9 protein-coding genes are annotated in these 16,230 nt (G+C 49.5%); 7 read left to right on the plus strand and 2 right to left on the minus strand.

The window, feature by feature from the left end; genetic code table 11:
• Window positions 1-172: 172 nt before the first annotated feature.
• The 6 genes from H6F86_RS09980 (at window position 173) to H6F86_RS10005 (ending at window position 11,303) form a co-directional block, all read left to right on the plus strand.
• Entirely contained in the window at window positions 173-1,720 is a 1,548-nt protein-coding gene (locus H6F86_RS09980; protein ID WP_190448458.1) for a response regulator, read from the plus strand.
• 6 nt (window positions 1,721-1,726) lie between these two features.
• Entirely contained in the window at window positions 1,727-4,732 is a 3,006-nt protein-coding gene (locus H6F86_RS09985; RefSeq protein WP_190448459.1) for a PAS domain S-box protein, read from the plus strand.
• Between the two features lie 7 nt (window positions 4,733-4,739).
• Entirely contained in the window at window positions 4,740-5,117 is a 378-nt protein-coding gene (locus H6F86_RS09990; protein WP_190448460.1) for a response regulator, read from the plus strand.
• Window positions 5,118-5,400: 283 nt separating this feature from the next.
• Window positions 5,401-5,817, plus strand: coding sequence for a hypothetical protein (locus H6F86_RS09995; protein ID WP_190448461.1), 417 nt, complete (start codon window positions 5,401-5,403; stop codon window positions 5,815-5,817).
• A gap of 358 nt (window positions 5,818-6,175) precedes the next feature.
• Window positions 6,176-7,042, plus strand: a complete 867-nt coding sequence (locus tag H6F86_RS10000; protein ID WP_190448462.1) for a GAF domain-containing sensor histidine kinase — start codon at window positions 6,176-6,178, stop codon at window positions 7,040-7,042.
• A 22-nt stretch (window positions 7,043-7,064) separates the two neighbouring features.
• Complete coding sequence (locus H6F86_RS10005) at window positions 7,065-11,303, plus strand: PAS domain S-box protein (protein WP_190448463.1); 4,239 nt, start codon at window positions 7,065-7,067, stop codon at window positions 11,301-11,303.
• A gap of 659 nt (window positions 11,304-11,962) precedes the next feature.
• Here the strand turns inward: H6F86_RS10005 and H6F86_RS10010 are convergent.
• The gene (locus H6F86_RS10010) at window positions 11,963-15,418 is read right to left on the minus strand and encodes a GAF domain-containing protein (protein ID WP_190448464.1); all 3,456 of its coding nucleotides are present in this window, start codon (window positions 15,416-15,418) and stop codon (window positions 11,963-11,965) included.
• 423 nt (window positions 15,419-15,841) lie between these two features.
• On the opposite strand from H6F86_RS10010, the gene H6F86_RS31905 reads away from it, so the two are divergent.
• Window positions 15,842-16,051: a hypothetical protein gene (locus H6F86_RS31905; protein ID WP_206756024.1), complete on the plus strand. Its 210-nt coding sequence runs from the start codon at window positions 15,842-15,844 to the stop codon at window positions 16,049-16,051.
• Here the strand turns inward: H6F86_RS31905 and H6F86_RS10015 are convergent.
• Window positions 16,048-16,230, minus strand: a 183-nt coding sequence (locus H6F86_RS10015) for an ATP-binding protein (protein WP_190448465.1), incomplete at its 5' end; no start/stop codon positions are given. The genes H6F86_RS31905 and H6F86_RS10015 overlap by 4 nt on opposite strands.

Below are 16,230 nucleotides of genomic sequence, written 5' to 3' on the forward strand. Positions count from 1 at the left end.
ACAGCTTAGAAGTAGTCCAAAAGCCTAGAACACTGACAGGTGTTAGCCTTGCAGGCTGACGCTACTTATTTGACAACGAGACCACACTTTCTGCTGATTCACATCACCATTTTTCTAGGTATGACTATGCTAAGTATGAGCTTTTGCAGCTTCCTGACGAGCGAAAGTGCCTATGAAAGTTTTGCTGATTGAAGACGATGCCGCGATCGCCGAACTACTCAGGCAGTCTCTAACGGCTCAACACTATTTGGTTGAGGTCGCAGCAGATGGACAAGAAGGCTGGGATTTTGCAGAAGCGTTTGCATATGACCTGATCTTGTTAGACCTGATGCTGCCTAAGTTAAACGGCATTCACTTCTGCCAGCGATTACGCCATGAGGGCGATCGCCGCTCACAGTTACTGAATCACAGCACACCTATCCTTCTGATGACTGCTGAGGATGTTAGCAGTCATCGAGTTGCGGGGTTGGATGCTGGAGCCGATGACTACATTGTGAAGCCTTTTGCTTTGGACGAACTGTTAGCACGGGTTCGGGCGTTGCTGCGGCGCGGCAGTGTTGAGCGATCGCCCCTTCTGCAATGGGGACAGTTACAATTAGATCCGAGTGCTTGTCAAGCGAGTTATAACAGTCAGCCGTTTCATCTCAGTTCTAAGGAATATAGCCTGCTAGAGCTTTTTCTACGGCATCCTCAACGTATTTTTAGCCATGGAACTCTAGTCGAGCAGCTTTGGGCGCTAGAAAACACACCGACTGAGAATGCAGTTCGAGCCCAAATCAAAGGGTTACGCAAGCGACTCAAGGAAGTTGGCGTTGAGGACTGGCTGGAGACAGTCTACGGGTTGGGGTATCGATTAAAAGAATCAGGGGGGGTGAGGGACGCAACAGAAGTTGAGAAGGGTGAGGTCGTTTCATCCGAGCAGCCCGCCCTTCCACAACCGCACCCTTCACCCATCAACACCTTTTGGGAAGAATATCGATCACAGTACTGCGATCGTCTCTCGATCATCGAACAGGCGATTGCTGCTTTACAAACTCAAACGTTGTCAGAGACGCTTCGACAGCAAGCACAGCGGGAAGCCCATACGCTCAAGGGCTCGTTAGGATTATTCAACTTAGATGATGCGTCTGAATTGTCACGCCAGCTTGAGCAACTTCTGAAGACTGACCCCTTGGGGCCGTTACAGCAAGCGCAGTTAGCTGCATTAGTATCAAGGTTGCGCCAGTCCATCGAACAACCTTTGCCTCAAACAGCATCAAAGCCAACGGCTAGACTGGTTAGTTCTAATGCCTCATCCCCAAGCTTTGTCTTACTGCAGCGATCGCAATTACTGCTGGTGGATGATGATGCTCAACTCCTTAATATTGTGCAAGCGATGTTACAACCTTGGGGCTTTCAGATTGTCTTGCTCAGTAGAGCCCAGCAGTTTTGGGGCACCTTGGAAGAGGTGAAGCCCGACCTGCTGCTGTTAGATATCGAAATGTCAGAGGTTAACGGCATCGATTTATGCCAAGCGATTCGCAACGACTCACGGTGGGATGATTTACCCATTCTGATGATTTCTGCTAACAACGAGGATGAAACGATACAACGGGTATTTATGGCGGGGGCAGATGATTATGTCAGTAAACCGATTCGAACTGCAGAATTAGTCGCGAGGGTAATTCGTCGCTTAGAACACGCAATGGTAGTGAAGAAGTTACGGGGCTTGGAGCAGTAAGCCGTCATGTTGAACAAAGTGCGCCGGATCAATCCTTACGCTGTTGCAGTGTTATCCGTTTTCACAGCAACGATTCTGACGCAGCTGCTCTATCCACTCCTGACATCAATGTCGTTTGCCTTATTCTATGCAGCAGTAGCCATAACAGCTTGGGTTGGTGGCGCAAGACCAGGATTAATCGCAACGTTTCTCTCCATCCTGTCTATCTGCTACTTCTTCCTACCGCCTATTCACTTATTCGCTATCGCAGATCCAGGTAATTTCCTGCGCTTGGTTTTGTCTGCGCTTGTGGCATCTCTGATTAATTATCTCATTTCAGCCCTCAGGAATGCCCAACACCAAATTCAACAATTGAGTGATCATCGCCTGAAAGAAAGCGAAGAACAACTAGAGCTAGCGATGCAAGCGGCTCATATAGGGATATGGAACTGGGATCTGGTAACAGGAAAGATTGTTTGGACTCCACAACATGAGCAATTGTTGGGGTTGGCTCCCGGTACGTTTGATGGTCGGTATGAAACCTTTGATGCTCGGTTACACCCAGACGATCGCGAAGGATTGAACCGAGCCGTTCAAACCGCCATCGAAGGGCAGAGTATTTACCAGCACGAATATCGCATCATCTGGGCAGATGGCAGTATTCATTGGGTCGAGGGGAGAGGGCAAACCTTTTATGACGGAATGGGTCAGCCCATCCGCGTGACTGGAACGTTGATGAATATTGACGATCGCAAACAAGCAGAAGAGGCACTGCGTCTGAGTGAGGAACGCTATCGCTCTCTTGTAGAGGCAACGACGGATAGTGTCTGGCTTACCGATGCCCAAGGCAATGTGCTTAGAACCGCATCGCTTTGGACTAATCTGACTGGGCAAGCACTCGATGAAACCTCTGAGTGGGACTATCTAAAAGCAATTCATCCAGACGATCGCGATCACATGCTCCAAGTCTACAGCCATTGTCTTGCCACAGGTGATCCCTACGCGATTGAGTATCGTGTGCTGTCTCAAGCGGGTGAGTGTTATTGGCTGGCAGTGAAAGCAGTACCTGTGTATAACCTAGATGGCAGCATTCGGGAATGGATCGGCACCTTTAATAACATCACCGAGCGTCGCACCGCTGAAACGATTCTGCTTCAAGCTAAATTAGAGCTGGAGCAGCGAGTCGCCGATCGCACCACTGCACTGCAACAGACCAGCCAGCTCTTGAATAACTTTTTTAGTGCTGCATCTTCAGCCAAAATTGGATTATGCATTCACGATCAAAAGCTGCGCTTTGTGCAGATCAACGAAGCGCTTGCCGCCATTAATGGACATTCTGTAGCCGATCATCTGGGCAGGACAACAACAGAATTACTGCCAGAATTGGCTGCCACTGTTACCCCCCTTCATGAGCAAGTTCTAACGACAGGACAGCCAATTATTGATCTAGAAATGACGACTGAATTACCCAGTCACCCTGGAGTGACGCGGTATTGGTTAGCCTCTTACTTCCCGATTTTAAGCAGCGATAGTGATGCTCAAACAGTTGGAGTGGGGGTCATTGTTACTGAAATCAGCGCTCGCAAACAGGCAGAAAATGCACTGACAAAAGAACTAGTACAAAGTAAAGCCTTGTTTAAGGCTTCCTTTGACGGTATTGTTGTCCTCAATCAGCAGGGATATGTGATAGACGCAAGCGAGAGTTTTGCTCGTATGCTTGGCTACAGCTTAGAAGAAACCCTCGCTCTTCATGTGGTCGATTGGGACGCTCAATGGACAAAGGAAGAACTGATTCAAATTGTTCAAACTGCTGAACTTGTTGATACTTCATTTGAAACGCTGCATCGCCGTAAGGATGGAGCGTTGAATGAAGTAGAAATTACTGTCAGCGAAGTGAAATCAGGAGAGGAGGTTTTACAACTATGCATTTGTCGAGATATTAGTGATCGCAAACGAGCCGAAGCAATTTTGGTAGAAGCCGATCGACGATGGCGTTCCTTACTCGACAATGTACAACTCGTCGTTGTGGGTCTAGACCACAATGGTACTGTTGAATACGTCAATCCCTTCTTTTTACAGTTAACTGGTTATACAGAGGAGGAAGTCTTAGGGCACTACTGGTTTGATCACTTCTTGATGCCTGGTCAAAAACCTTCTGCTCAAGTTTGCTTCCAGGAAGTGCTAGAAAAAGAATTTCATCCCTACTACCAAAACTCGATCGTAACTAAGCTTGGTGAGGAGCGGATGATTGCTTGGAGTAATACTCTACTGCGGAATGCTGAAGGAAAGCCCATTAGCACAATCAGCATTGGTGAAGACATTACTGAGCGCCACAGACTTGAGCAAATGAAGGCTGAGTTTATTTCGATTGTCAGCCACGAACTACGAACGCCCTTGACATCGATCAGTGGTGCTTTAGAATTACTATCCACAGGGTTAATTCAACCGGAATCAGATCGGGGACAGGAAACGATTGGAATCGCTGCAACAGAAGCCGATCGGCTCACCCGTCTGGTCAACGATATTCTTGACCTAGAACGCTTGGAATCAGGCAAAATCCGTTTAGAGTGTCAACCCTGGGATCTAGCTCAATTGATGACCCGCGCTGTAGACTTCATGCAACTGACTGCAAATCAGACAGGTATTACTTTATTAGTTGAGCCGTTGTCTGTCACTCTAGAGATTGATGGTGATCGCATTCTCCAAGTCCTGACCAACCTGTTAAGCAATGCGGTCAAATTCTCACCCAACCACAGCACCATTTGGTTAACTGCCGAGATTGATAGAGAACACCATGTCCTCCTTACTGTGCGTGACCAGGGACGCGGTATTCCTGCTAATAAGCTGGAAAATATCTTTGAGCGCTTCCAGCAAGTGGATGCTTCTGACTCCCGCAAAAAAGGAGGGACGGGTTTAGGATTAGCCATTTGCCGCAGTATTGTGCAACAACATGGTGGAGCGATATGGGCAGAGAGTGTTTTGGAGCAAGGAAGCCGTTTGCACTTTACGTTACCCTTGACAACAGAAGCTTGAGAAAGCCATGCCCAAACGGATTCTGCTGATCGACGACGAAGACGGAGCACGGAGAATTACTCAGTTCAGCCTGGAAGCGGCAGCTGGATGGGAGGTGCTCACAGCGGCTTCTGGCGCTGAGGGACTGAGTCTCGCCCAGACAGAACAACTCGACGCCATTCTGCTCGACGTCATGATGCCCGTTTTGGATGGACCGGCCACATTTCAGCGCTTGCAGGAAAATCCGATCACGCGATCACTCCCAGTGATTATGCTAACCGCTAAGGCAAGCACTACAGAACACCAGCCCTTGCTAGAGCTAGGCATTGCAGGCATTATCACTAAACCCTTTAAAGTCCCGGCTCTAATCGCCCAAATTCGAGCAATCTTGAACTGGCAAGATTAAGTACGAGTTCGATCGCACTATCACAAAATTTTCACACTTTTGCTTTAACTTCAAAGCATCGACTTGAAAACCCGCCAGATCACATTCAAATCGAGCGGTCAATTGGGTCGGTGTATTCATTCGTCAGTGTTACAACCGTCCTGTGTCTAAACCTTCTGCTTGCCAAGCAATCCCGCTAGACCCTGACCAATCCCAGCAGGTTTTAGTACCTAACTGTACCTGCTGTACTAAAACTGATTGTTTTGTTCACCCAACATCTCGTCCTCATAAAGGAGTGCTAGATGTGGCTCGAAGACCCTCAAATTATGATGCCTTTCAAAGAGTGGCTGTGGAGGTATTTAAAAACCGAAATCTGGGAGCGATCGGATCGCTCAAAAAATTCCTGACTGCTTTGCCTAGCCCCAGTTATATCAAAGAAGCCTTACTACAATCAATCTACCAATTAGCCGAGCAAGAGCCAGAGACAGCTCAATGGGTTTTGCAGTACCGCCAGCATCTCGAACCAGAACTCAATTTGATGGCTGTAGCACAACAAATTGCCACTGAACGATTACAAAATCAAGGACTGATACTCATTCAAGATTTTAACTTTACAGCGGATGGAGAACTGGAAGCAAGTGAGTCAATCAAGGCAGCCTTGCTAGAAGCAGTTTCGAGCGGTGATCGTCTGTTACTCGAAGAAATTCTCCTCATCAGTTAAACAGATGAGCTGAGACATCTGAGTTAAAAGTTGGCATGACCAACTGACAGCTTCTTGCGCTCAAATTCCTAATTAATAGCCAAATCTTTAGTTGATTTAAATTATTTTCTCCATGACTCTTCACAGCTTAATGGACGTCACAATGCTAGCCACTATGTCAGAATCTTCTCACAAAGCTCAGTCACAGCAAGCATTTCGCTCTCATCCAAAAGCAAACATTACTTTAGCTGAACAGATGCAAGAGCAGATTGCAACACTTCAACGAGCCTTCGAACTTGAACTGACTCTACGCCGTATTGTCGATACAGTCCGAGACTCCCTAGATGAAGTGCATATTTTGAAAACTGCTGTGCGAGAGTTGGCGTTAGAACTGAAAGCGGATTGCTACGCCTCATTAGACCAAAACTTAGAAACTGACCAACAACTTGAAAGAAAAGCTTTTCAGTTCTGTTTCAACGCTAACTCATCGCTAGGAAACATCACCCGACTAACTTGCCCGCTTGCCTATAGCAATGAGCAGCTAGGATCTCTATGGGTGAATCGAGGAACTCCAAGCACATTAACGGATGCCGAAATTTATTTAGTGCAACAAGTCACAAAGCAGTGTGCGATCGCTATTCATCAATCACGCCTTTATCAAGCAGCTCAGAAGCAAGTAGAAGCGTTAAAGCACCTGCATGACGTGAAAGATGACTTCTTGAACCGAGTAACGCATGATTTGCGATCGCCTCTGTCTAACATGCGGTTAGCGATTCATATGTTAGGGCATCAGTTAAGTGCAGGTAGAGCTCAGTGCGGTCGCATCTCTGAACAAAACTCTGCTTGCTCCAAAACTCTCACTTATCTCAAAGTTTTGCAAACCGATTGTGAACGAGAGATTACTTTGATTAATGATCTGCTTGATTTACAACGTCTAGAGTCTGATACACATCCCTTAAATTTGGTGGATAAAATTAATCTCAACCATTGCCTTATAGACTTGATTCAACCGTTTAAAGAGCAGCTGCAGCAACGAGAGCTCACTCTAGACCTTCAAATTACCCCTAATCTTCCAACACTGAAATCTGATGCAGCAAGTCTCCAACGAGTGCGCGGATTGAACACTTTACTACGTAAAAAAAGAGGCATCGTTGCAGTTGCCGTCATAGCAAGCAGAGAAGGAATACTAAAAATATTTTTTATGACGTGGGATGAAGACAAAAATTACGGCGGTTTAGTTGAGTAAGTTAGGTAATCGAGGTAAAACAATGCGTGCTCCAGTAATTGAGGGTGAAGTAGCAAGACTAGAAGCCCTTCATCAATACAAAATTCTTGATACTGATCCTGAAACTGAATTTGATAATTTAACTCGACTAGCTGCCCAGATTTGTCAAACCCCGATTGCTCTAGTTAGTTTGGTTGATCGGGATCGCCAATGGTTCAAAGCCAAAGAGGGGTTAACTGTTTCAGAAACTCACCGTGATCTAGCATTCTGTACCCATGCCATTCTGCACGAAGAGCCTTTCATTGTAGAAGACGCCCTAGAGGATGAGCGGTTTGCAACCAATCCCCTTGTCACTGGCGAACCTCACATTCGATTCTATGCAGGTGTTCCCCTCATTACTCCTAGCGGCTATCCACTTGGTACCCTTTGCGTCCTTGATCACGTACCTCGTCAACTGAGCACTCAACAGATCAAACACCTTGAGTCTCTCAGTCGGCAGACCATTAATCTGCTGGAATTGCGGCGTAACTTAGCGGCTCGACAGCGAATAGAGAGTCTGTTAGTTGACCAGCAACGAGTGCTGGAAATGATTGCAACTGGAGCTGACCTGACTAAGGTATTGAACACACTGATTCTGGCAATCGAGCAAAAGTCTAATGGAATGCTTGGCTCTATTCTACTGCTTGACTCTCAAGGCACTCATTTACGACACGGCACTGCTCCGAGTTTGCCAAAAGCTTATTTTCAAGTCGCCGATGGATTACCCATTGGTGCTAACAACGGCTCTTGTGGTCGAGCAGCATTTCTAGGGGAGCCGGTTGTCGTTTCAGACATTGCTAGCGATCCGCTCTGGGCAGAACACCGCGATTTTGTACTTTCTTACAATTTACGCGCGTGCTGGTCTACCCCAATCCTCTCTTCAACCAGTCAGGTACTGGGTACATTTGCTCTGTATTACCAAGAGCCCCGTAGCCCAAACACCTCTGATCAGGAATTGATTGCAATGGCGGTTCACCTAGCAGGAATTGCGATCGAACGTCAGCAATATGAAGAGAAGTTACGTCAAGATATTGAGCAACGTCAGCAGGCAGAAGTTACCACCGCAAGACTTGCAGCCATTGTCGAGTCTTCAGAAGATGCCATTATCAGCAAAACGTTAGAGGGTATCGTTACTAGCTGGAATGCCAGTGCTACTAGAATCTTTGGCTATGCCGCTGAGGAAATAATCGGTCAATCGATCAGGCTGCTTGTTTCTGATGACCGCCTAGAGGAAGAAAGCGAGATTTTAAATCGGCTGCAACGAGGAGAGCGGATTGAGCCGTTTGAAACCGTGCGAAAGCAAAAGGATGGCACACCCATTCAAATCTCTCTTTCCGTTTCTCCCATTAAAGATGCAGGTGGAAAAATTATCGGTGCATCGAAGATTGCCCGTGATATTACCAAGCATCGCCAGGCAGAAGAAACACTGCAACAGTCGTTGAAGGACCTAGCAGACATTAAGTTTGCGCTAGATCAATCCTCAATCGTTGCTATTACCGATGCCCAAGGAACCATTTCTTACGTTAATGACAAATTCTGTGAGATCTCTCAGTATGCCAGAGGCGAACTAATTGGGCAGAGTCATCGGCTGATTAACTCTAGTTACCACCCCAAAAGCTTCTTTCAGCAGATGTGGGCAACCATCTCAAACGGTCAGGTCTGGCAGGGTGAGATCCAAAATCGGGCCAAGGACGGCACTCTCTACTGGGTAGACACCACAATCATTCCATTTTTAAACGCTAAGGGTAAGCCCTACCACTATGTCTCCATTCGGAATGATATCACTCGCCGAAAGCAAGCGGAAACCGCCTTACGAGAAAGTGAAGAGCGGTTGCACTTTGTGCTACAAAACATGTCTGTGATGTTAGATGCTTTCCATGCCGATGGCACGCTCGCTATTTGGAACCGAGAATGCGAACGTGTAACGGGCTATAGCGCAGAGGAGGTTGTGGGCAATTCCAGTGCTATGAAACTGCTTTACCCGGATACTGCTTACTTGCATCGACAGATGAACCATTGGGAGCAGTGTGGCAGTGACTATCGAGATTGGGAATGGGACATCACCTGTAAGGATGGCAGCGTGAAGACGATCGCCTGGTCTAGTCTTTCTGATCGGTTTCCTATTCCTGGTTGGGCAAGTTGGGGTGTTGGTATTGATGTGACTGAACGAAAATTGGCAGAGAAGGCGTTACGACAACAGACCGAGCAGGAGCGACTGTTACTGGGCATTGCCAATCGGGTTCGTCAGTCGCTCAATTTGGACGAGATCTTGCATACAACCGTCTCTGAAGTTAGACAGTTTCTTCAGACCGACCGAGTGTTAATCTATCGCTTTGAACCTGACTGGAGCGGTACGGTTGCAGTTGAATCCGTCAGCTCTGAGTGGGCACCAACACTCAGTACCAAGATTCAAGACTGTTGTTTTCAGGAAGCCTCTCGTCGACTCATTTTTGAGCAGGGACATATTCAAGCCAATGCAGATATCTATCATGCTGGGCTAACGCCTTGCCACATTGAGCTCTTATCACAGTTTCAGGTAAGAGCGAATCTTGCTGTGCCAATTCTACAAAACAATCAACTCTGGGGATTGCTCATTGCTCATCATTGCTCAGAGCCCCGCCAGTGGCACATAGTAGAAATTAACTTGCTAGAGCAACTGGCCACCCAAGTCGCGATCGCCATTCACCAGTCCAGTTTGTACCAGCAGGCTCAAACGGAACTGGCTGAGCGTCAACAGGCCGAACAGAAAATCCGTGAGCAGGCTCATCTTCTAGATGTAGCAACAGATGCCATTCTGGTACATGGCTTAGACTACTGCGTAACCTACTGGAATAAAGGGGCTGAACAATTATACGGATGGGCAGCAGAGGAGGTTGCTCAAAAATCTGTCAAGCAATTGCTGTATCGGGAGCTTCCGGTCAATGAGCCAGACATCTATCGAGCCGTTTTAGCCAAGGGAGAGTGGCAAGGAGAGTTGCATCAATGGACGAAGGATGAGAAGGAAGTCATTGTCGAAAGTCGATGGACGCTCATCCGTGGTGAAAGCGGGCATCACAAAGCAATTTTGATCGTAAACACAGACATCACCCAGAAGAAACAACTGGAAAGGCAGTTCCTGCGGGCTCAGCGAATGGAGAGTATCGGTACACTAGCAAGTGGCATTGCTCACGATCTCAATAATTTACTGGCACCCATACTGCTGGCAATTCCCCTTCTAGAAAGGCAGCTTCGCGAGCCGTTTAATCCCAAGAGCCAACAGTGGTTAGACATTATCGATAGCAGTACGAGACGAGGAGCCAATTTAGTCAAGCAAGTATTATCTTTTGCACGAGGGATAGAAGGAGAACGATCTCTCCTAGAAATCAAGCATTTAATTGGGGAAGTTAAGCAAATTGCTGAAGAAACCTTTCCTAAATCAGTCACACTCTCGATCAACGTACCGCGTGACCTTTGGGCCGTTTGTGGCGATGCGACTCAACTGCACCAGATTTTGATGAATCTGAGTCTCAATGCTCGCGATGCCATGGTTCATGGTGGCATATTGCAGATTACGGCTCAAAACATCGAGTTAACCCCAGAGTCTGCTCAATTGCATCTTGATGCTCAGGCAGGTCCTTATGTCAAAGTCTCAGTCTCAGATACAGGAAGTGGGATCTCAGCTGACATCATTGATCGCATCTTTGATCCGTTCTTTACCACGAAGGAGATGGGTAAAGGAACTGGGTTAGGACTTTCGACCGTCATGATCATTGTCAAAAGTCACTCTGGGTTTATTACCGTAGATAGTCAAGTTGATCAAGGTACAGAGTTTCAGGTTTACCTACCTGCAATTCGTGACCAAGAAGTAGCAGAAGCCAGTGGGCAAGACCTACTGGCAGGACATGGAGAAGTCATTCTGTTAGTTGACGATGAAAATGCAATTCGGCAAGTGACTCAAGCATCATTAGAAGGTTATGGCTATCAGGTTTTGACAGCTTGCGATGGCATTAAGGCGGTTGCTCAATTTGTGCAGCAGAAAGATACGATTGACCTGGTGCTGGTTGACTTGATGATGCCATCAATGGATGGCAGTGCAACCATTCAAGCGTTAAGAACTATAAATTCTCAAATTAAAGTTATTGCCATTAGTGGGCTAAGTACAAGCAGCCAACTTGCTGAAGCGATTCAAGTTCAGCACTGTTTGACGAAACCATTTTCAACTCAGGATTTGTTGACGGCAGTACACCAAGCTCTAAATGCTTAGCCTAATCAAGATAGTCCTTAGCAGTTCTTGTTTCAAGCGGTAGGCCTAAACGGCTAATTAGCTTGTGAGGCTAGTACCGTTACAGGTAGCAGCAACCTACAAAGCGATTAAAAAATAGAACTGTTACTGCACAGGGCTTTTAGCGCTTGTGCCAGTTTTGAGCGAGTCCAGCAGCGGCAACGGCACACGCTGCATAAGGGACTCCGCAGAAGCAACAGAGCCGGTTCGGTCAACTTTAATGGGCTGATACAAGCAAGCGATGATGGGTTGTTTGCACAACCCCCATAAGCCTAAAAATGGCGAGAAAGTCAGTCCTAACCAACCAACGGAAAGTCAGCCACAAAGGTCAAGCATCTTGCTGGAAGGAGCTGATCGATGACGACGAGAAACAGCGTTTCACAAGCTGGCTTCATGCCCCCTACGGTTGCCAAGCTCAGCTACTAGGCGGCAGACATGGATGTCAGTCGAAGTGAAGTCGTGGAGCGGACGCTACGGCGAAGCCTAACAACCGACACGGCTCAGTCTAAAACTGCTTCCGAACTTCCAGACTGAGCCACTCATTGTCTTCCCTGATAATAACTGTCAGCGGCTGAGCTGAGAGTACCAGTAAACTGCTGGGTCAAGGAGGCGTTAGTCCAGTGCTGTAGCCGCTGCCGACCCTAGAGCAGGGATAAGAGAGTAAACTTTTGGTCATGCGCACCTAAACTGGGGCTAATTGGTAAGTGGATCGTCAAGGTCAGCCAACCAGGCTCGCTTTGGGCGTGAATGGTACCACCTAACCGCTCCACACGCTTCTTGACCAGCGCTAAGCCCAGCCCGGTACCGCCATGTTTCCAGGGATCATGATGTGGCAGGCGGTGGAACTTAGCAAACATGTGGGCGCATTCACTGGCGGTCAGGTGTACACCCCCATTCCGCACACTGAGCTGCCAGTGGTCTGCTGTCGCCGCTGCTGCCACCTGGATCATCTCTCCCGCGGGCGTGTACTTACAGGCGTTATGCAGTAGTTCGGTCAGCACCTGTCCTAAAACCGTGAGGTCACTCGTCAGGAGCGGTAAGTCCGGTGCGCACTGTAGTTGTAAGTGTTGCTGCTGGTGCAGCGTGCGTTCGACAAAGGGTTCCATCAAGTGGGACAGCCACACTGGCAGCGCCATCGTCGTCAGCAGTAACGGCTCCGTGCCAGCATCTAAACGCGCTAGATCCAGTAAGTCGTTAATCAGTTCAATCTCGCGGCGACATTCATCTTGCAGGATTTTGAAATAGCGCGCGGCTGGACTCGGTGCGGTCTCAAACAACCCGGCCTGCTGCAACACCATCTCCAGCAGATGGGTGGCCATCTTGATGTTAGCCATCGGCGTACGTAACTCGTGCGACACGGTGCTGAGGAAATCATCTTTCAGCTGGTTGAGTTGTTCTAAGGCTTCCACCTGCGCTTGCGCCGCTTGGTAAAGGCGTGCCTGCCGCAGCGCAATAGCACACTGATTCGCCACTTGTTGGACTAAGCGCACCGCTGGCTCATCAAACGTCGCTCGGACTGGCTTAAAGAGCCAGAGATCGCCTAAGACACCCTGGTCATCATAAATGGGACAGGCGAGCAGCTGACAGCCGTGCGGCAGGGTGCGTGTGCGCTCGGTTGCCATGTACTGCTGTTGCACTGGCTCACCCCGCAAGAGCTGCTGACGCATGCCTGGCAAGGCATCGTCGGCAAAGGCAAAGGTGATGCCGAGGGCTGAGGGCAAGCTCAGCGTGCATTCATAAGCAATCGTCGACGCTGTCAGCTCGGCATTGTACAAGCCTGCCTCACAGCCTTCGAGCCGTAAGGCGCGACAGAGTTCGACCACGGCGGTCTGTAGAATCTGGCCTTCGTCTAAGCTGTCCCGCACCTTATCCGTGATGCGCTTGAGGGCTGCCTCTAAGTCCAGTGCCTGTTGCAGTTGCGCCGTCCGCTCCTGAACTTGTTGCTCCAAGGCTGTATTCATGACCTGGACTTGTTCAAACAGTTCAGCCTGCTGAATGCCAATCGCCAACTGCGTCGCGAGTTGCTGGAGCCAGTCCGCTTCCCAGTTTTGCCAGTGTCGGGGTGCGGCACAGTGATGCGCGATCAGGAGCCCCCAAAGGGTGCCGCCTTGCAAGATGGGCACGACCAGGTTAGCTTGCACCTGCAGTTGAGCCAGTAGTGCCAGATGACAGGGCGCTAAGCCGTCCGTCTGGATGTTGTCCGTTGCTTTGATCCGTCCCTGTTGATACAGCGGGATGTACGTGGCAGCAAAGCAATTATCCTGGACCGCCAGACCGAGGAGGGGCAACCAACCAGACTCCACAGCTTCGACGACGACCGCTCCACTCCCATCCGGGTTAAAGCGGTAGATGACAACACGGTTGGTTTGCAGTAGTTGCCGCACTTCCGCCACCGCGGTGTTGAGTGTCTCCTGCAAGTTGAGCGATTGGCGAATCCGTTGGGCAATCGCGCTCAGCAATTGCTCCCGCTCCATTTGCTGGTGCAGCAACTTTTCGGTCCACTGCCGTTGGACGATTTCGCTTTGGGCTTGCTGATACAGTGCCGCTTTCTGAATGGCAATCGCGGCTTGAGTGGCCAGTTGTTGCAATAACTCAATTTCAGTCAGTTGCCAGACTCGTGGGGCGTCACATTGCTGCGCCACCAGCAAGCCCCAGAGTTTCTTCTCATAAACAATGGGCACTGCTAAGTTGGCTCGGACTTGAAACGCTGCCAGTAACGCCACATGACACGGCGTTAACCCAGCTGTGTAGATGTCTGCCACGGCCTGTACGCGCCCTTGCTGATACAGTTGCAGGTAGGTGGTAGCAAACGTACTATCATGAAGCGTGATGCCAGCTAAGGACTGCCAGCTTGCACCCGTTGCTTCTGCGACCACCACGCCGCTCCCATCGGGATGCAGCTGATAAATGAGCACCCGGTCGGTTTGCAGTACCGGTCGAATGGCGGCGACCGTAGTGTTGAGCACCGTCGGCAACGCGAACGCCTGATGAATCTGATGCGTCATCGTGCTCAGCAAATGCTCCCGCTCTGCCTGCTGCCGCAGCGCCGTCTCCGCCGCCACGCGGTCTTGAATTTCGCTGGCTAAAGCGGCGTTGGCTGTGACTAACTCAGTCGTACGGGCATGCACCCGTGTCTCTAAGGCATCGTAAGCCTGTTGTAGAGCCGTTTCAGCGCGTTGCCGCTGCAGTTCCACGGCGGCTCTGGTGGCAAACACTTTAATCAGGGCTTGCGCATTAGACTCATCGGCTAAGGGGCGATTGCTGACAATGCACAGTACCCCCATGACCTGCTGCTGCTCATCCAATAAGGGGGCACCGACATAGCTATCAGCACTCAATGGTTTGAGGATCGCGGCTGTAGGAAAGGCTGCTTGCACCTGTCCGGGGTAAGAGCACAACGTGGCTTGATCAACGACAGCCCCACACGGCGTTCCCGGTAGCGCATACTCAAAGTTGGCTCCGCTTTGCGCCTGGGACCAGAACGCCAGTGTGCTCAGGGACTGTGGTGTCTGACGGCTGCATTCTGACACCAGCACATAAGGCACGTCTAAAGCTGTAGCCAGCGTTTGCACCAGCGCTGGGAAAAACGCTTCACCGCTGACAGAGGCGGTGCCAGTCACAATCGCTTGCAGCGCTTGCTCTGACCGTTGCAGTGACTGATGGGCCACGGTACTAGCGGTACTTTCGGCTTGCAGTGCTTGCTGGATAGCGGCTAACTCCTGGGGCGTCCGTAGCGCCAGCCATGGCGGCAGTAACTCCACCAGTTTGAGCGCTGTGTAGCAAGAGACTAAAGCCGTGAGGGCTTTCTCGAGACCAGAGAGCCAGTCAGTGGGTTGCCAAAGGGTCCAAACTTCTAGCAGGTGTCCGGTGCCGCACAGGAGGATGAAGGCACCAAACAGCACAAAGACTTTAGGAAAAAGCGTCTCAGGGCGTCGGTAAACATAGTAGAGCAGCGTCACTGGGATCGAAAAGTAGGCCAGCGCAATCAGCAAATCACTGACCACGTGCAGCCCAACGAGTGGCGACTGCCACAGGTAGCTATGACCGTGCGGTAGGTACTGCTGGGTCGCAAAGAGCGCTTGAAGGCGTGACCACATGGCTTCCCCGTCTGAAAGAACTTAACGTAGAGGCACGCTTTGAGGATGTCCTCAGCCTGTGCAGTGAGCGGCTTATGCAACATCATGTGGCACTAATCTGGCTCTAGTAGCAGTTTGTACCGCCGTCTGCTGGTGTCGGTGCAAGCCAGCAAAGTTTCGCGGTGCTACTGCTGTAAGTCTTCCTGCTTTACCAGGTTAAATGATGATTGCGACACAAAAAGCAGCAAAGTTTCACTAGCGACAGCTTGGTAGGGTTAAGCTGACAGACGACCAAAAAAGTGCGAGATGAGGCTGTAACTTCTTACCTGTAAGGGTTGCAGAAAACCGGTAAGTTAAGCTGCACGGCTGAAACCCTTGCTTAATGCAGGTTTGGACTACTTTGGGACAGTGTACTAAGCAAAAATCAGTAGTACATAACCTCTTTTGCTGTGGTTTCAACGGCTTGAAGCGGCTCTAACGCACATTAGCGGCAGCGCACCCAAAGGCATGAAGGGCTTGAGTGTTAACACGATGCTATTGTGGTTTACGCAAGCAATAACCGTTGTAAGGAACCGAACGATGAGTTCAGTAGCTGCAGGTGAACTTGGCAGTCTGACCGACCATCTTGATGCCGTCATGGCAACCATTTGTTAGGCAGCGTTAAGGCAGCTTGTTGCCTGAATGTCCTTTAAGGTGAGCGCCTGCAGCGGGATGGTCATGACAAACTCTGTCCCTTGACCGAGCGTTGAATGCACTTCTACCGTTCCAGCATGTTTCTCAACGACGATTTGATGAGCGATCGCCAAGCCTAGACCTGTCCCTTGACCCACACC

Origin of the sequence: Phormidium sp. FACHB-592 (genome assembly GCF_014695795.1) — a bacterium.
Classification (GTDB): Bacteria; Cyanobacteriota; Cyanobacteriia; order Leptolyngbyales; family Leptolyngbyaceae; genus Stenomitos.